General features: G+C 52.2%; 10 protein-coding genes and 1 tRNA gene. 5 read left to right on the top strand and 6 right to left on the bottom strand.

Translation table 11 applies throughout. From position 1 onward, the window contains the following. Window positions 1-6: 6 nt before the first annotated feature. The gene (locus tag ACAW74_RS16485; protein WP_370699314.1) at window positions 7-1,143 is read right to left on the bottom strand and encodes a sensor histidine kinase; all 1,137 of its coding nucleotides are present in this window, start codon (window positions 1,141-1,143) and stop codon (window positions 7-9) included. 359 nt (window positions 1,144-1,502) lie between these two features. On the opposite strand from ACAW74_RS16485, the gene ACAW74_RS16480 reads away from it, so the two are divergent. Then, on the top strand, window positions 1,503-2,837 hold the full coding sequence (locus tag ACAW74_RS16480; RefSeq protein ID WP_370699313.1) for a S41 family peptidase: 1,335 nt from the start codon (window positions 1,503-1,505) through the stop codon (window positions 2,835-2,837). Window positions 2,838-3,384: 547 nt separating this feature from the next. On the opposite strand, the gene ACAW74_RS16475 is transcribed toward ACAW74_RS16480, so the two are convergent. The 4 genes from ACAW74_RS16475 to ACAW74_RS16460 all read right to left on the bottom strand — a co-directional run bounded on the left by ACAW74_RS16475 (window position 3,385) and on the right by ACAW74_RS16460 (window position 7,488). Further along, window positions 3,385-4,758, bottom strand: coding sequence for a hypothetical protein (locus ACAW74_RS16475; protein WP_370699312.1), 1,374 nt, complete (start codon window positions 4,756-4,758; stop codon window positions 3,385-3,387). 43 nt (window positions 4,759-4,801) lie between these two features. Then, complete coding sequence (locus tag ACAW74_RS16470) at window positions 4,802-5,452, bottom strand: FISUMP domain-containing protein (protein WP_370699311.1); 651 nt, start codon at window positions 5,450-5,452, stop codon at window positions 4,802-4,804. A gap of 125 nt (window positions 5,453-5,577) precedes the next feature. Continuing rightward, window positions 5,578-6,132, bottom strand: a complete 555-nt coding sequence (locus ACAW74_RS16465; protein WP_370699310.1) for a hypothetical protein — start codon at window positions 6,130-6,132, stop codon at window positions 5,578-5,580. Between the two features lie 177 nt (window positions 6,133-6,309). Further along, entirely contained in the window at window positions 6,310-7,488 is a 1,179-nt protein-coding gene (locus ACAW74_RS16460) for an FISUMP domain-containing protein (RefSeq protein WP_370699309.1), read from the bottom strand. Between the two features lie 549 nt (window positions 7,489-8,037). On the opposite strand from ACAW74_RS16460, the gene ACAW74_RS16455 reads away from it, so the two are divergent. The 3 genes from ACAW74_RS16455 (at window position 8,038) to ACAW74_RS16445 (ending at window position 10,826) form a co-directional block, all read left to right on the top strand. Further along, window positions 8,038-8,098 (top strand) — tRNA-Arg (locus ACAW74_RS16455). A gap of 260 nt (window positions 8,099-8,358) precedes the next feature. Next, a complete protein-coding gene (locus ACAW74_RS16450; protein WP_370699308.1) occupies window positions 8,359-9,714 on the top strand; it encodes a site-specific integrase in 1,356 nt (451 codons plus the stop codon). A 32-nt stretch (window positions 9,715-9,746) separates the two neighbouring features. Next, the gene (locus ACAW74_RS16445; RefSeq protein ID WP_370699307.1) at window positions 9,747-10,826 is read left to right on the top strand and encodes an AlbA family DNA-binding domain-containing protein; all 1,080 of its coding nucleotides are present in this window, start codon (window positions 9,747-9,749) and stop codon (window positions 10,824-10,826) included. A 187-nt stretch (window positions 10,827-11,013) separates the two neighbouring features. On the opposite strand, the gene ACAW74_RS16440 is transcribed toward ACAW74_RS16445, so the two are convergent. Continuing rightward, window positions 11,014-12,267 carry a hypothetical protein gene (locus tag ACAW74_RS16440; RefSeq protein WP_370699306.1) on the bottom strand — a complete coding sequence of 418 codons (1,254 nt, stop codon included), beginning with the start codon at window positions 12,265-12,267 and terminating at the stop codon, window positions 11,014-11,016. A 150-nt stretch (window positions 12,268-12,417) separates the two neighbouring features. On the opposite strand from ACAW74_RS16440, the gene ACAW74_RS16435 reads away from it, so the two are divergent. Beyond that, window positions 12,418-17,979: a tape measure protein gene (locus ACAW74_RS16435; protein WP_370699305.1), complete on the top strand. Its 5,562-nt coding sequence runs from the start codon at window positions 12,418-12,420 to the stop codon at window positions 17,977-17,979. Window positions 17,980-18,029 lie beyond the last annotated feature (50 nt).

The raw sequence follows: 18,029 nt of genomic DNA, 5'->3' as shown, positions 1-18,029 counted from the left end.
AGCGCACTAATCGCTGATCAGCCCGGCCGGTCCCGTAGCTGGTGACGCGGCGTCGGCCAACAACGAAAGCCGGATCGTAAACTGACCTGCCGTCTCTTCGATAGCTGGCTGGGGTAAATTAAGTATCTGATACTTAGCCATTATGTTATTTAGCCCAACGCCGTTGGAGAGGACGCGGGTGGCCTTGCGTTGCAGGTTGTTTTGCACAACCAGCTGGCCCGACTCATCCGTGTATATCAGGATGGTAAGCGGTCGCTTAGGCGACACCACGTTGTGTTTAACGGCGTTCTCCACCAGCAGTTGCAGCGTTAGAGGCGGGAGCTTATAGCCGCGCCTACGCTCGTCGACCTGCATCGTCAGGCTCAAGCCGGTGCCGTACCGGGTTTGCAACAGGTGAAAATACGAGTCGATAAAGTCCAGCTCGGCCGCCAGCGTAGTCAGGGGCTCGTTGTTGGCCCGCAGCACGTAGCGATACACGCCGCTGAGTTTATCCACGAACACCTCGGCCTGTTGAGGGTCTTCGCTGATCAGGGCCGACAGCGAATTGAGGGCGTTGAACAGAAAGTGGGGGTTTACCTGCTGCTTCAGCACGTTAAACTGGCTTTCCAGATTTGCCGTGTGCAGCTTCTCCCGCTCTTTTTCCGAACGAGCCAGTTCGAGCCGATACCGCGAGGAGTCCTGCCGGAAAAAGAACAGTTCGTAGATCGTTAGATAGAAGGTGGAGTAGAAAAAAGCATGAAACAACTCGACGGTGAAGGTGTTCATGGCAATCCTGACACTGCCAAAGTTTAGGTAGATATGCTTGCTGTCCAGAATCGAACCTGTTGATTCATGCTCTATCCCTACGAACCAGATTAGGTCAAATACCCACAGAAGCAGCGTGGTTGCTCCGAAGCAGGCCAGGAAAGTCATCGCCAGCCGCTTGCTGACCCTGTTCCCCCAGCTAACCCCATACCGAAACCTGGTGATAATGGCCCGGTTTACCTGCCAGAGCGCGGTTGTTCGTGCCAGAACGTACACAACCAGAACGAGGTGTTGATAAGACGGGGGTTGCCAGAAAGCCTCACTCGTGATGATCGACAGACCACTCTGCAAGCCAATGCCAATAAATCGTAGCCAGAAATCGGCGGGGCGCAGGGTCATGGGGTAGGGCGGTATGGAGCGAGGCTTTCGGCTTCCTTACGTTGGTCAAACATAGTTTATTCCGCGCAGGCTGTCGTGCCAGGACCGTATCAATTGGCAGGTTTTACGAGTGAATTGTCTAAATACGTGTATGCATTGTATGGCGCGGCCCAGTTGCCGTCGGGGGGCAGTTGCGTGCGGCACTTATCATACGAGTCGTCGCTGTCGACTGGCGCGAACTGTCAATGTCGCTCGGGCAACAGTTCGCTCGGTCTTCAACGCAATTGGGGCAGGCAGATCGACAGCCCATGCATCAGACGATTGGGGGGGCGGCTAGCTCAAGCCAACTTTGGTTTATTCACCAATCAATACGACTCCCCATGCGACCATCCCTATTTCCCTTGTGGGCCCTCTTAGCCGTGAGTGCCCCGTCGGTAGCCCAGTCGACCCGACAGACCGCCCTCGCACCCGCCGAAGCTCGGCAAACTGCCCAGGCCGCCACCCGGCTCCTTAACGAACAGTATGTTTTTCCGGAAGTCGCCGCGCAGATGGAACGCCACATCCATGATCGGCTGCGTAGTTATGAGGCCCTGACTGACGGCTATCAGCTGGCCCGCCAACTAACCGCTGACCTGCAAAGCATCTGTCACGATCAACACGTGCACATGACGTATTTCCCGGAGGGCGTTCCCCAGGAGCAACTGTGGCAAAAAGACTTATCCCCCGCCGAGATGCAGCAGCAGAAAAGCTATATGCAGGAAGGGCTACGCCGCGAAAACTTCGGAATTCTGGGGGTGTCGGTGCTGAAAGGGAACCTGGGGTACATTAATTTCAAATACCTTGCTCCGCCGGAGTTTGCCGGTGAATCGTACAGTGCCGCCTTGAACTACCTGGCCCGGACCGATGCCCTGATCATCGATCTGCGGCAGTGCCACGGGGCCATGTCGGAGCACGCCATTCCGATGCTGTGCAGCTATTTCTTCGACGAGCCGACGCACCTCAACGATTTTTACTGGCGCACGGGTAATCGCACTGTTCAGTCGTGGACCTACGCCCAGGTCTCGGGTCGTCACTACGGCAAAAAGCCCATCTATATCCTCACCAGCCGACAAACGTTCTCGGGAGCAGAGGAGCTGGCCTACGACCTCAAAAACCTGAAGCGGGCCACCCTTGTGGGCGACACTACCAAGGGCGGCGCCAATCCGGGCGAGACAATGCGCGTCAATGACCATTTTGCCCTGTTTGTGCCCCACGGCCGGGCCATCAACCCCATAACCCACACCAACTGGGAGGGCGTAGGCGTGGCCCCCGATACGCTTGTTTCGGCCAATCGCGCCTTGTATGCCGCTCAGCTTATGGCGCTTGGGGCGTTGGCTAAGCAAACCACACTGGCCCCCGATTGGCGGCAGGCGCTTCAGGGAATTGCTGCAGAACTGAGGAGTCAGCCGCCGCGCTACGTTGTCCATACGTTTGCGCTAAAAGGCTTTGCCGACGCTAAAGCGGTCTATGTTGCCGGGTCATTCAACAACTGGAGCTCGCAGACTAACCGCCTCGTTCGGAAGGGCAACGCCTGGGTTAGCGACATCGAGGTGGAACCCGGCAAGGTCGCTTACAAATTTATTGTGGATGGCCAGTGGTTCACCGATCCGCAGAATTCCCGTACTGAAAGCGAAGGGCAGCATATTAATTCGGTGATCGAAATAGCCCTGAAGTAACAGCTGGTTCAACCTGGTTTCGGCCCGATTACCGAAAACGCTCGTTCCTGCAAAGCTGACCGTAACCAGCGGATTGAGCGTATTATCCAACAGCCCGTGCTCAATGATGTCTGTCGTTGAGCACGGGCTGTTTCTGTTATGGTCGATGGGTAGTAAGGTTGCCTAGTCCGCACGTTTTTTCACGGCTTACGCAGCCGGGTGGTTTTTCGTCTGGCCTTCGCGCTCACCTGAGTAACAGGCGTGCCGACAACCCTCGATGAACTACCGCTGCCAGCAGACGTACCTGACGGTCTGACTCATGACTTTTCGATAGAGCGGGTAAGAGTGCGTTAAGAATTGGCCTTGGGTGGCGTTAACCATGAACAACGTACCTGATCCAAAACGAACAGTTGATAGTGAGGTTGTTATCAGCTTGGTAGACACGGATATAGCCGAGGAGGCAGCTAGCCAGGGCGCTTCACACCCCGCTAGCTGCCTCCTCGGCTATATCCTTCTGAAAGGACACACAAACAATTGGCTGCCCGGTGGGGAAACCCGCCTGAAGTACTCAGCCTCCGGTTCGGAACCGCCCCTTGACCTGCATTGACTTGTATCTTTTGTTTTCCAGATCCTGATAATGAAGCGTAGCCGTGAATGAACCAGCGATGAGCTCTTTGGCGGAGTTGAATTCGGTAATCGTCACGCTGCCGGGTCCGTATACGATACCTCCGTTTGGTCGGGGCGCATAACTCCCTGAATAGTTTAGCCCATCCGGTCCTATGGCGGTCATTGAAAACCTGCCTTCAATTTCCTTGCTAAGCGTGAATGTTCCGGTACCACCAATTCCTGAAAAAGATATGGCAACACCAGTCTGTTTCTGGTTACCGTTTTTGTAGGGCTCCGGACCTACAAAAATAAAGGCGCCTAGTTCGGCGACATTGGCGTTAGCGTACGCGTTGGGTTGTTTGGCTCCGTTGATGTACAGCTCATTGGGCGATTCGATGGTCAGGTTGCTAACCAGCATCAGTTTCCCTTTTCCCGGTGTGATAATCTCGACACTAACGGCCACGGGATTGGCCTCCGGCGCTCTGACGGGTGCCTTATAAATGACTGACTGACCTTGGTGATAGCTTAGAAAGCCAATTGGCGATTCAATGGTACCCGTTACGTCCTGCCCGTTTACCCGCCAGTTCTTTACCTGATCCGCTTTCAAGAGTTCCACCGGAGAAGTCAGCGGCGTCAATAAATCGGCACCTAAACACTGGGTTACTTCTGTTTCTGACGTCGGTTTACAAGGTGTTGGCTCCTGAACCACCTCTGAACCCTTTGATTCGTACAGGCCGTGATTCTCCTGGTAGAAGACTTTAAGCGTTACCGTTTCGTTAGGCGCCAGGGTTTGCTGCATGGGCTCCATCCAAAAATTCTCGTAGAACGAATACCGGCTGAAATGATAAATTGGCGCAACAACCCGCCGCTGATCGGCCTCGACAAATAGGCTGGTATGTCCCCGCCAGATGTGGTTATCGTCCTGGACGGCAATGCCCAGTGCCTCGGGCGAGGAGCCGTGCAGGTCACTGTCTTTGTAGGTCCAGCTTAGCGTTACGGGCTTGGCAAACTGCGTACCGTGGGGGCCAAATTCGTAGCCCACGCCAGCCCCGCCAAACGCCGTGTTTTCGACGGGCTGAGCGGTGATCAGCGTTTCTTTGGTTAGCGCTCCGGCAGGAAAACGCAGGGTCATGGTACCGTCGGCGCTGCTGAGCGTGCCACCCGCGGGGCCGATGGTTTTGCTGATGACCGCACCTATTGGTTTGCCTACAGCGGTGGGTACGCCGGGTTTCGGCGGCTGAGGGGGTGCGATCGGGTCGGGGCCCGGTTTGCAGGCGAGTGCCAGCCCGAGCAGGCCAAGGGCATAACCCGTTTTACGGAGGAGGGAGAAAAACATAATGTAAGGAAGATTCGAGTAGAGAGATAGCATTGTATTGACCTTACCGATCGGAGACAAAACGGAGCGTGTAGCGGACCGACGGGTCGTTGTCGTTGCTGTAGAAGCGCAGCAGGTGATTAGCCTGGCTATTTTCCTGAATGCTCATCGACACGCCACCCGCAGCCCAGAACTCGGCGATATCGCCATCTTCGGGCGGAAGGTTGTTGGTGCTGTAGCCGGCAGGGTGCGCGTTGAATCCTGAGGCATTGGTGCCCGGCAGACTACGCCAATTGGTTACCGACAGCAGCTTTTTGACCGCTTCCTGCTTCCTGGCCGTGTTCTGTTCCAGAATAATGCCCTGACTTTGCACCAGCGTTACCCAGTCGGCCTCTGTAGGCAAGCGCCAGCCTGCGGGCAGGGCAATCGCCTTGGCTTCAGCATAGGTGTAATAGCGGCCGTAGATCGGCTTTTCGGTGCCAGTGCCATACGGAATACCGCCCGGTCCCCGGTAATTGATGGTGGTCCAGCGCTGAGCGCCAATAAGCCGGGTCGGGTAGGTATGACCATCGATGCGAACCGAGTCAGGCGATGGGGTCGGTGGCTCGATTATGCCGGGTGTTGACTGGCAGGCGGCCGTCAGGAGTGCGCAGATCAAACACCAGTAAATCCCCTTTAGCGAGGTCATCTGACTTGTTATGAGTGAAGTATTCATTGTTGTGTGGCTGGCCAGATACCCACCTCCAGGATGATGCCCTGGATGATCACCCTCGCCGGTTATCGGTTCGTGGTGAGCCAGAAATGGGTTCGTGGTTGAATAGATTGGTTATGAATCGGGCGTTATTGACGGATAGAAAATTCGCCGCTGAAGGGCGTGCCCTGCTTGTTGCAGTTGTCGGCGTCCTGATCGCTCATCAACGCCCCGCTGAAGGTGCCGGTAACGGCTTTGCCATTGGTATACTGGGTGACTCCGACGCGGCCCTGTGGGGCATAATAACCCGCGTTGTCGGGGCAAACCAGGGCGGCATAACTGGCCAGCATTCCGTTTTTGGTTCGGTATTCGATCTGACTAACCTGCTTGAAGGCATCGACCGTTGGCTTATAAGGGTAAGTGCCCGTGCCGGTTCCCCAGAACGACATGGACAAAAAGTCGTCGTCGCTGGTTCTGCCTTCTACGGTCCAGACGCGGAGCGAACCAGCCACGGCCTCTTCGTCGAGTTTGACGTTTGTGTAGGTTTTGGTCTGGCCGTTGAGCGTCACCTTGAGGTAGTTGTTGCCCGTTGCCGGGGCCGTTTCCGGGGAAGAGCACGCCAAGAGGCCAATCGACAGGAGTCCGGCAGCACAACGGCGCACAGGAGGCTGAAAAAGGCTGTTCAACAGTCGAGTAGTTGTCATTTGGGTATGAAAAAAGAGGATGGATGAATCTTATTGGGGTGTGGATGAGGCAGTAGAACCGACCCGACTCAAGGCCTGGGGCAGGTCGGTTCTTTAGGTACTGAGCCGGGCGGCAGGTACGTTACCCGCCGGATACGGAGTCGCCAGATGCCGATCTGGCCGGGGGAAGCCGCAGCTCTATTTATTCCGGACGAGGCGAAGTGGGATAAGCACGGGGGCATAACCCAGAACCTGCTCGCCAAATGTGGCGTAGGTGTCGCCGGGCAGCTGAATAATGTTGAACGACATAGGGTTATCTGAACTATTTCGATCGGATATCCACAGGGTGCAGTTCGTGCCTTCGCCGTGGTTGACACCCTTGGGCCGGCGCACGTCGGCGGGCATGGCGTTGAAACCCGATTTGTTGTTGGCGTACCCGTCTTTCTTGGTCCAGGCGTCGGTGGCCATGAGCTGGCCCAACATGCGTTTCGAGGGAACATCTTCGCCGTTGGTGCCCCAGTCATACACGGTCAACCCCTGGGATTCGAGCAACTGGGTGTAGTCTTGCCGACTGGGAATTCGCCAACCCGCGGGCAGTTGAATTTTTGCCAGATCGGCGTATTCCAGGAAGGTGCCGTACTGCGGTTTGTTGCGCTCAGTCAGGCTACCCGGACCGGCATAGTTAGTGGCCAGCCACTCCTGATTGCCAATCGTAACGGTGGGGTAATACAGGTTTCCGATTTTTACCGACGTACCGGTGGTGATGGGCGTAGTCGAGGGTAGGCCCGTGGTCGGCGTCTGGTTGCCTGCGCCTAGTTTCTGGTATTTACTCGCATACCGTCCGGACTGGTCGATAATTGTGGTCGTCAGGTAGTTGGTCATCGACGACATGTTGGTGGCCTGCGGATTCTCCCAGACAATCTGGTAGTCCTTTAGGTCCTTGGCAATTATCGAGGCGTCTTTGTAGCCCGAATACTTGTTACTAAACGTCCGCCGGATCCCCGTCTGGGCGTGGAACGTGATCGAAGCGGGACTGGCTTTGTACACCAACGTACCTGTGACCTTGTAGATGATCTGCAACGTCTCATCGCCGTAGTTGTAGACCTGAGAGGTGTACTCTACGGCGTTACGGCCGTCGCCGGTGAAGACCATAGTACGGAACTCGCGAAAACCCTGTTCGCCCTGGAAAGTACCGTTGGTCCAGTTGTCGGTTAGTGGGCCTTGATTGTGATAGGCGTACCACGTACCCACAAATTCGTCGGGAATGGCCGTGAAGGGTTTTTCGAGGGGTGGCTCGCCGCCGGGGGGCTGTGTTGGGTCGACGGGCTCGGTGGCGGCGTTTTTGCAACCACCCAATGCAGAGGCGAGCAGCGTCAATAAGAGAAATAGACAGGAGGGGACACTCGGACAACGAAACATGACATTGATGCGGTTTAAAAAGAGGAAGACAGACAGGGTTACGAGCCGGTTTGTATGAACCGTGTTTTACCCGGCGGCCACAAAGTTGAGAGGCCCCTCAGCCCTGCCGAAGAACAGGAAGGTTCAATTGGCATGGGTACTGTCTGAACTGGCACAAACGAGAACTCAGTTGAAACGATTGGGCGCCGCCTGCCCCTAACGAAAAGAGCCACCCTCAGGGCGGCTCTTTTCGTCTGAAAACCGGAATGCGAAACTCAGCTGATTCCGCGTCTGGAGAAGACGAGCGGGCTGAGAACAAAGTCGTAGTCACCGCCCCGATGCCAACGGCGGTGCGGGACTTAAGGGCTCAACTGGTTAACGCTGAAGCCAGAGTCGACGTACCCAGCCCAATTCTTTGCGTATTCCTCGCTTGATGAGCGACTCAGGTACGTTCCCCGGCAGAACACAGCCGTATCGATTTTATCTGTCTGGTTGCGAGGGTGATGCAGTTCGCCCAGCTTGGATGAATGCTTAATAGGGGAGCACCTTCCTTCTAAGAAGGCGGTCATAGGTTCGAATCCTATCGGGATCACACTAAAAATCAGCCAGTTAACCAATCAGGTGACTGGCTTTTTTGTTTTTTATGCGATCCCGATAGGATTCGAACTTATGACCGCCTTCTTAGAAGGATGGGCCTATATACTTTCTATTATATCCAGAATTTTATATAGATTGTTGATTTGCAGTAGTTTAAACACTTCGGTTGCTCTGGTTGTAGCTGGCTGTATCTCGTTGTTTTACTATATTTGTTTTACCTAGCGTTTTACCTGAGCCGCTTTGGTAAATCAAATGCCACGTACCACCAGCCATAAAGAGGGCCGCGCCACCGTGCGGATCGTGTACCGACTGGATAAAGCGGATAAGGAAGGACTGTGTCCTTTCTGGCTTCGTGTGACGAAGGACCGGAAGACCAAATATGTTGCTACTGGGTTGACTATGCACCCCAAATACTGGAACGCCCAGCACTCAAACTATCGGGAGGCTATACGAAAAAACTATCCATCCCCATTCAGGACTCAACTGATCGAGAAACTGGCCGAATGGGAAAACAAATATAGCCAGGCAGCGGCTATGCTGACTGAGTCGGATGAGCGACACGATGTAACAGCGGTTATTAGTAAAGCCATTGAAGGCAGGCAGCAGGCGCGTCGCACTACACTGCTAGCTTTCTTTACAGAGACGGTCGAATCACTCAGAGCTACCCATCGCAATGGAACGGCAGATACCTACCTCGATGTACAAAAACAACTGGCTTCGTTTCTGACCGAGCAAAAGCAAGTCACAGACGTCTCTTTTGAACAGGTGAACCTTTCCTTTTGCAACCAGTTCGAGGCCTACCTGCGGCAGCGAAGTAATACAGAGAACACCATGTCCCAGCGGTTTCGAGTTTTGCGCACGGTGCTCAACCGGGCCATTGCTGACGGGGCCATGAAGCCTGACAAATACCCCTTTGCCCGCAATGTAGCGGAGCGAAGCAAATTTAGTGTCGGCAAATTCGATACCTCGACTAGGAAACGGGCCGTCAGTCGGGAGGATATCCGCAAAGTCGAAGAATACGAAGTGCCGGCTAGACCAACGGGCAAGTACGCCAGCCTAAGCCGGGAATCTGAGCGAATGCAACTGGCCAAGGACGTATTTTTGTTCTCTTACTTCGTGGCCGGCATCAACTTTGTCGATCTGGCGCAACTGCGTTGGCAAGACGTACAACGAGCCGGAGAGGATAATTACCGGATCAGCTACGTTCGGCAAAAGACAGGCGGTAATTTCTCGCTGAAGCTGATAGCTCCTGCTGTGTCCATAATTGAACGATATCGAAGGGAGACGTACACCGGACCGGATGCGTTTATTTTTCCGATTCTGAACAAAGCCAGCCACTCAACAGCCGATAAGGTAAAGAACCGGCTGCACAAGGTGCTGGGACAAGTAAACACGGATCTAAAGACAATCAGTGACTCGATTGGCCTAGCAACACCATTGACTACTTATGTAGCCAGGCACTCATTTGCCACTAATCTAAAGCGAGCTGGTCATGCCAGCGCCGTAATTGGTCAGGCGCTGGGCCATAAAGACGAGACAACGACAAATATTTATCTAGATTCATTTGGGTCAGGTGCCGTCGATGCTGCGTTTGACTCGTTGCTCTAACAAATTATCAAAAAACATTAAATTATATAACCATGTCATTTGCAGAAATCCATATTGGCAAATCATTGAATGAAGAAATTACCAGTCAGGATCTGATTGATTACTTCTCACAGGCACGTGAAGAGTCGCTCACTTTGGAATTTAAGAGCTTTGTTGCCGATAAAAATGGCGGTTTTAACTTTGATGGTGTTCTACGCACGATCACTGCCTTCTTGAACTCAGAAGGGGGATTATTGATATTTGGTGCCCCATCTGAAGTAGCAGTACATGATAAATACAGAGTCGTAAAGGGTGAACTCACACCTATTCCAACTACACTTAAAACAAAAGATGCATTAGTCAATCTTATTCATGGAGCTATATCATACATGCCTGTTGGTATAAGAGTAGCGGCTGTTAATTTCACCGATGGATATTTTGTATATTTAATTGAGGTACAAGAAAGTAAGAGCAAACCTCATCAGTTTAAAAAGGAATATCCAATACGGCTGGATGGGCAGAGCATCGGTGCACCACATTATGTGGTAGAGGCATTATTCAGACAAACTAGACGACCCGAATTATTAGGCTATTTACGCGTAGTCCAATACCAGATGCATGATCAGCATGAAAGTCTATTGATAGAGATTCTTTTAGAAGCATCTATATTCAACAGTAGTATCAGAGAAAATGACAGCGATATATACATTAACTTGACTACATCGTTGGGTGAATTTGAGAATATTGCAAAAGATACTGGCCTCAATTTTACAAATGATAACAAAGGCGTTAATTTTCAGAAACAAGGTAGTATAATCACTAATGGCTTTCCGCTTAAGAAGCAATTTCGCCTTTTTGTGAATAACTCAGATTTAATCGAATTGTCAGATAAAACAATAAAATTAATGCTAGCATTTGGTGGCAAAGCCTCAATAACAAAATTTAGTAAATATGCTTTACGATTTAATTTTTATAGCTTGCGTTTTTCCCCAAACGACAAATATAAACAATATACTCGTGCAAAAGACTTGGAAAACCTATTATCAATTTCACGAGATGAAAATAGCTCATCACATGATATTTGGGATGGCCAACAAGAAGAGAAAATAAATAATTCTCTCAATGGTATATAGAGTATTATGTCAATTGATATAAATAAAGTGGAAATAAAAAAATGGTGTTGACTCGTGAATAAGTTCGTAAAGTCAATCTTGGCTATTCATGTGTTTGTGAATGATTTGCCTATGCCCACCAGTAGATTACTTTACAGAATTATTCACGGATCAATAAATAAGTAAAGGTAATTGGGCATAGACTGTTTTATTTCTTCGGCAAACTAGGCTTTAATTGATTGTCAACAAATTGATTGGGTTTCCAGCCGTTTTTTATCTTATCAACGAAGAAGGAATCTAGCCCACCTAATGCAATACCTTGAATCGGTGTCAAAAAGAATCCTGCAGCCGCAAAAAAAATGAACTTCATATGTTTTAATGGAAAGCTGCTAAACATACTGTTGTCTGTACTAAGGGCTTTGTAATATTCTGCCACTAACCCAATATCATCATTACTTTCAGTTAACCATCCTTTAAATCTGTCCGATGTATCTAAAATTTTCATGAATTTTGAGAAACTTAACTTATAGCTATTAATGGCTTGAGCTACAGAATGACAATTTTTAATCACATATTCATTAAAAGCATCTAGCTCTTGTGTGCTTTTTTTATTCTTCATATATAAAGATTCAACTTTGAACCGAATCATATTTGAATAAATTTCTCTAGTTGCTATTTCACTCGAATATTGGGCTGCAGTATCTATATCTCCGGCAGTTTCTAATAGGGACAGAAAATAACCGCTGTAAAAATCTGTTCCTGCATACCCTCGACGGCGATCTAACTCGAGGAATTTGTCTATTGGTAAATTAGATTCAACACTAATACTTTCTTTAGAAAATCCCGCCATTTTTTTGACATCTTCACCTGGGTGTACAGTAAAATTTATATTGATGTCAAAAGGTGATATACTTACTTCCGGATAATTGCTACTGATGTAGCTATGCATAGTGTTAATTATATATTCTCTGTTATCAAGATCTTCATTGAGAGACTCAATCAATGAGGACGAGTAGTTAAAAGGATTAACAATTTCGCAGAATTCATTAGTCAATTTGATACTTTTTCTGATATCTTTTGTGGTAAGTTCAAAAGCCTTATACAACTCTGTTATGTAATTATCATTTACACCTTGAATACTTTCAAACGCATATCTTTTATCGCTTTTGTTTTCGCCAAAAGTCATTGCACCTAAATGCTTTTCTGCGATAAAAACCTCGATTCTGCCTTGTTTTATAAGTCTCTCAAGCCCTCTGATACTCATTCTGTCGAATAAGTATCTTAATCGCCTATAGTCTACAATTACTCTTACTTTTCCGTAGAATAGAATTGACTCACATAAAAATCCAAAGTCAATTCTATTATCATTTGGTCCACTTTTGATACAGATACTCTCTAGCATGTTATAACCTCTTGTAGTTGTACAAATGTAAAATTTGATTGCTAATATATTTTTTTTCATTGACTATAACTGCAAATGCGTTTCGCCTATTCAACCTTATTGTCGACATATATATTAATAGGTATTTGTTAATATTATTATTAGTTAGAAAGTTAATATTGTTATTAACAAATAGGTTAAATTCGGTCTCACCATCTCACGACCTCATTTATGTCAAACCGCGACCAGACGATTCGCTTTCGATTCGCAGTTGCCTCCGAATTACCCTCAGCCATTGAGCAGCTTCAGGCCATTAAACAATTGGTAGCTGAGCAGGGACCCGTGGCCCAGAAAGCTGCCAGTGCCCTCCAGCAAACCTATCAGCAGGGGATCACGCTGGCTAAGGCGGCGGCGGCCGAACAACTGGCCGTCACCAAAGAAGTTGCCAGGCAGGAAACCATCGAGAAGCAGGCCGCCCTGGATCGACAACTGATTCAACTCAAAGAATCAGAAGATCGCTTGACAACTGCTTACAAAACCGCGGAAAAAGAACGGCTGGTGCTAGCGGCTGAACTCGCCAAGGAGCTAACGGCCGAACGCGAGGCCGAGCTTCGTAAACAGGAAGCCGATTTGAAGGCTCATCACGCCGCCGAACTGACCGAGTTGAAGGCTGCGCTAAACCGGCAGGCTGCTGAGTATGATGCCGCCCTGAAGGAGCAGGCCCGGCAGGCCGAGGCGCTACGGGCGCAGGAGCTGGCCGACCAGAAGCATAACCTCAACCAGCAGACGGCCGCGCTGCTCGCCGAACTGCAACAGCAGACCATCGGTCGCAAGGCGGAAGCGGATCAGCAGACGGCCATCGTTCGACAGGAGCAGCTACGCCAAACCGCGCTGTTACGACAGGAGATCGGTCAGCAAAACCAATTGATCCGCAGTCAGCCCAGCGCCTACCGGGAGGTGTATGGTGAACTCCGTACGCTGATTATGGCCGCTTTCGGGGTGCAGGAGATCCTTGACTTTGGGAAAGGGGTAATCGAGGCCAAAGGGAAGGTCGATATTTTCGCCGGGGGGCTGACCCAGATGTTGGGCAGTAAACAACAGGCGGATCAACTGATGATCGAGTTGACCAAGCTGGCCGTTTCGACCCCGTTTCAGGTGGAGGATCTAATGACGGTGACCGGACGCCTCAAAGCCATGGGGGTAGCGACGGCCGAGTTGATTCCGACGGTCAAGATGCTGGGCGATATCGCCGCTGTAGCGGGTACTGAAAAGCTGCCATTGGTCGCCAAAGCCTACACCGACATCATGAGCAAGGGTCGCCTTTTCAAGGCTGAGACTAACCAAATGGTCGAAAATAACGTACCCCTTTACGATTTGCTCGCCGTTTCGATGGGTAAAACCCGCGATCAGGTCGTGAAGATGGCTGAAGCCCATGAGATCAGTTTTGCCCACGTCAAGAAGGCCCTGCAAGACGCCACATCGGAAGGGGGCCGCTACTACCGCATGATGGAGATGCAGGCCGAAACGATGGCCGGGCAGGTGTCTAACCTGGCTGACAAGTTCTTTTTCGCCAAAGCGAGGCTGGGGGATTATGTTCAGCATGGTTTACAAAAGGTCATTGGCGGGACGAGTGACTTGATCGACGTGCTGGCCGGATCCGACTCGGCCATTGACCGAACGGCCAAGTGGGTACGTACCGCCGTTGTCGCCTGGACAGGGTATGAGGTTATCGTTAACCGGGCCAGGATTGCCGAGGTGGCGGCCAACGTAACCCGGGCGGCATCGGTGGCCATTGGTGGCACCTACAACCTGACGCTGATTTCGATGGCCGGTACGACCGAAGGCTTTACCGCCGCTCAGGTGCGTTCGGCGGTGGCGGGGCGTTCTTTGTGGGCCGTTGTGGTCGCCAATCCAATCGGGGCCTTACTGACGGCCGTTACGGCGATTACGGTAGCGATGTCCGCCTGGGATGCGGTCACCACCGAGGTAACCGATGCGGTGGGCGAACAGGAGACCAAACTCCGCACGGAACTCGGGTTGATTACCCAGAGTGTCGAGCTGGCCAAACAAGCCAAGCAAGGCACCGTCGAGCGGGCCATGGCGATTCAGTATCTGGTGAATAAATACCCTGAATACTTCGCCGGCATCAACTCGGAGAAGACGTCCAACGGTGATCTTGACAGGATGCTCAAGCAGGTGAACCGATCGTATCAGGATCGCATCGCGCTGGCGCGGGAAACCTACCGGGTCGAAGTCAATGGGGACCGGCTACGGGAGTTGCACAAAACCGAACAGGAAATCATGCAACTGGCGGCGCAGCGACTGCCCAAAGAGTTGCTGATTCAGATCAACGGGGATCCGGCCAAACTACTGAAAGCGCTGGATGAGTCGAGCCAGTACACCAAGCAATTCAATGGCGGGATGCGCGCTCAGTGGGACGACCTGTGGCATGGTATGGGCAGCGGGGCCACTGTGGCGCTGCGCACCGTGGTGAAAAACATCAGCGAGGTGGAAAAGCAAAACCTTGAATCCACCCAACGGCGCGACCTGATGCGTCAGGGGGAAACCAAGTCGATGCTGGATGCGGAGATGACGCGCCACCAGAACGCCATGGAAGCCGCTAAAGGCTCGAGCGCTGAACTGCTGGCCGAGAAAAAACGCCACGAAGAAAACCTCAGTCGGTTGCAGGATACGGGTAGTACGACCCGCATCGCGACGGCCACAGCAGAAGCGGATAAAGTCAAAGAGATTGAGGTGTTTGCCGCCCATGACCGGGAAGCGTTCATGAAAGGTCATTTTGCCCGGTCGTATGAGCAGCAACTGGCCGCGATGGCCGCGCAGGAGCGGGCTGAGATGGATGCGGCCAATAAACGCATTGTATCCAAGAAGGCCGCGTTCGGTGTTGAAAAGCAATTTGAGGAGGCGGTGAAGGCCCAGTTGATTGCCATCCATGAGAAGTACGAACAGAAGCGGGCCCAACTACGGGCGGATCAGCTCGACGTGCTGATGGATGTGGTGGAACAGGAACAGGGCATCGAAAAAGAAGCGGCGGAAGCCATTGCGGCCCTGCAGGTGTGGACCACCAAAGACCGCAAGCAGCAGGAACAGGCCCGACTCAAAGCCGAAAAGGAGGCCAACGCCGAGCGGAAAAAGGACATCCGGGAGTTGCAGCAGGAGATCGAGCAGGCCGAGCGTGAAACGGCCCAGATCAAGAAAAAGAACATGGCCGATGAGATCGAAGGCCGTAAACAGGTGTTCGGCCTGGTGGTGGATCTGGTGGCCCAGCAGTCAGGGCTTATGGGGTCGATTGCCGGGCTAGCTAAGAAGACGTTCGCGGATTGGGATGCCCTGTCGGGTAAGTCCCTAGAGGTCGCCAAAGCCAACTTACAGGGCGCTACATCGGTTTACGAGGGGGCGATGACCAAGCTGTTCGAGGTCTACAAAACAGGCGATGCCCAGCAGATCAAGGCGCAGGAAGGGGTCGTGGCCGCGGCCAAGAAGAACGTGGCTGACAATCAGGCAACGGTGAGTCAAGTCGCCACCGCCTCGACCCAGGCCACGTTGGGCCTGATTTCGATGGGTTATCAACTGGTAACCCAACTGGTCGAGATGTTCAATGCGGCCGAACGAGCCAAGTGGCAGGCCACCGCCGAAGCCGCCGGGCGTACCCGCGACATTCTGGATGAGTTCTACAAGGCTTCCCGTCAGCAAAACCGGGATTATCTGGATGAGCAGCTTGCCCTGACCGAACGGACCTATGATGAGCAGATTGAGCTGGTGCGCAACTTCTATCGGCAGGAGAAGGAAGTAGCGGCCTACCAACGGCGTACGGATGATTATTTAGCCTTCATCCAGAAGATCGCCGAGATCAGGGCTTCAGACATGGATGATGAGGCTAAGGTCATGCAAACGCTGGATGAGGTGCGTCGCTTCAACCAAACCAAGGGCCTGCGGGAGCGCATCGAACAGTTGGAGTTGGAAAAGGCGGAGCTTAAGGAAGTGCATGAATTGCGGTTGAAGCAGATCGAAGAAGCCTACGAAGCCGAGAAAGACCGAACCGAGAAAGCCATTGATTTAGCCAAAGAGGCCTTTGAGCAGCAGAAAGAGCTACTCGAAGGGGAGCGGGACAAACAGAAGGAAGCCATCGAGGCCCAATTAGCGGTCTTGAAGGATGCCTACGATCAGAAGCGTGATCTAGCCCAGGAGGAGTACGACCGGGCCCTACAACAGATCAATGACCGGTATGAGGCCGAGAAACAGGCGGTGCGTGATGCGTATGAGTATCGAAAATCGTTGGTCGAACAGTCAAAGGCCGATGAGTTGGAGGCCACGGGTATTATCGACCGGCTGCGTGACGAGGCGCTCGAACGCTACCGCACCACAGAGACTGATAAACTGATTGCGCAGCGTGATCGGATACTCGCCACCCTCACCGATGAGGCCGAAAAGGCGCGCGTCGTTAATGAGTACGAGAAGCGGATTCAGCAGGTCCACAAAGACGTGGAGGATGCAAAGCTTGACAAGTCGAAGGCGAATACACTGGTCAGTAAGCAGCTTAAAGAGGAGGAGAAAGACCTCACCGAAAAACTTAAGGAAGAGGAGACTCAGAAGGTACTGGAACTGGAAAAACGCCAGAAGGAGGAAACTGAGGCGCTGAAGACCCAACTTAAAACAACCCTCGACACCTACCGCACGGACTACGAAACCAAAGAGACGGAGCTGAAAAGCCGGATCAAGACGCTGGAAACGGAGACCAAGACCAAGATTGAAGCGCTTCAGGCCGAACTGACCGCAACGATTCTGAAGTACCAGAACCAGTTGAAGGATAATGAGGTGAACACCGCCTACCAACGTCGATTAGCCAACACCGAGTACGCCAACGCAACCTACGAGGCGGAGCGTAATCTGTTCAATGCCCGTAAAAATATGGCCATTACTGAGCTGCAAATCGAGGTCGCCAAATTGAAAGCGCGGGGCGGGAACGGCGGTCTGATTAACGAACTGAACGCCTACATCGGGGAGTTAGGTGGCAAGTCGTTTGATCGCAACAGTACCTACACGGCCAACGGCGCCGTGCGGGGTTCAGGCTTTGATAGTGGGGGGAACTGGGTGGAGATGAACACGGTGCTCGATAGCCTGCGGACGGGTGACGGGAGCTATCGGGGTGAGATTTACGTCAAACGTCCTGACGGGAGCGTACGGAAGGTCTACCTGCTCTACAACGCCAACCGGCCCGAAGCCATCGACGGCTACGCGACTGATACGGGGGGCAGAACAGTCAATGGCTTTTTTAACTACGCCGACGCTTATGATCTGGAAACGGGTCAGAAATACGCCAAGGGGACGGATTACGTCGATGACCCGCGCTATCCGGATGGGATCGATACCGTGCCAGTGTGGCTCACCAAAGGCGAACGGGTGTTCAGCATCGAGGAGTCCGCGGCCATCCGTCGGCTCTACGGCGACGTCACTAACCGCGAGCTGGTACAACGCCTGCTGCTGCCGGCACCGTCGATGCCTCAACTGACCATGCCGATCCTCAGGCCCTGGACGGACATCTACCTGCCCCCCATGCAGGTGCCGAGTGCACTGTCGTCCGGTGTTGCCCCCGAAACGGTCAGCATGCAGCAGGAACTGAATCAGCAGCTTTTAGAACGGTTGGACCAGATGAGTCAGCAACTGCGTCAGTTGAAGCAGGTCAACATTAACATCGACCGCAACGGCTTTGCCGAGTCAGAGGCTGGGCCCAATGGCATCACTCGTTACTATCAGAACCTGTCCCGTCGGAGTTAATCGGCGGCCGGAGTAGACTCTACTTAATGAAACAGCCCCTGTCAAGCGAA

It is taken from the genome of Fibrella musci (genome assembly GCF_041321105.1).
Taxonomy (GTDB): Bacteria; Bacteroidota; Bacteroidia; order Cytophagales; family Spirosomataceae; genus Fibrella; species Fibrella musci.
The sequence above is the reverse complement of the archived record's forward strand: the minus strand, read 5'-3'. Positions and strand labels throughout refer to the sequence as shown.

Bases quoted from the DNA above. Each gene is read 5' to 3' on its own strand.
- ACAW74_RS16485 (WP_370699314.1), bottom strand. From the start codon at position 1,143: ATGACCCTGCGCCCCGCCGATTTCTGGCTACGATTTATTGGCATTGGC.
- ACAW74_RS16480 (WP_370699313.1), top strand. From the start codon at position 1,503: ATGCGACCATCCCTATTTCCCTTGTGGGCCCTCTTAGCCGTGAGTGCC.
- ACAW74_RS16475 (WP_370699312.1), bottom strand. From the start codon at position 4,758: ATGTTTTTCTCCCTCCTCCGTAAAACGGGTTATGCCCTTGGCCTGCTC.
- ACAW74_RS16470 (WP_370699311.1), bottom strand. From the start codon at position 5,452: ATGAATACTTCACTCATAACAAGTCAGATGACCTCGCTAAAGGGGATT.
- ACAW74_RS16465 (WP_370699310.1), bottom strand. From the start codon at position 6,132: ATGACAACTACTCGACTGTTGAACAGCCTTTTTCAGCCTCCTGTGCGC.
- ACAW74_RS16450 (WP_370699308.1), top strand. From the start codon at position 8,359: ATGCCACGTACCACCAGCCATAAAGAGGGCCGCGCCACCGTGCGGATC.
- ACAW74_RS16445 (WP_370699307.1), top strand. From the start codon at position 9,747: ATGTCATTTGCAGAAATCCATATTGGCAAATCATTGAATGAAGAAATT.
- ACAW74_RS16440 (WP_370699306.1), bottom strand. From the start codon at position 12,267: ATGAAAAAAAATATATTAGCAATCAAATTTTACATTTGTACAACTACA.
- ACAW74_RS16435 (WP_370699305.1), top strand. From the start codon at position 12,418: ATGTCAAACCGCGACCAGACGATTCGCTTTCGATTCGCAGTTGCCTCC.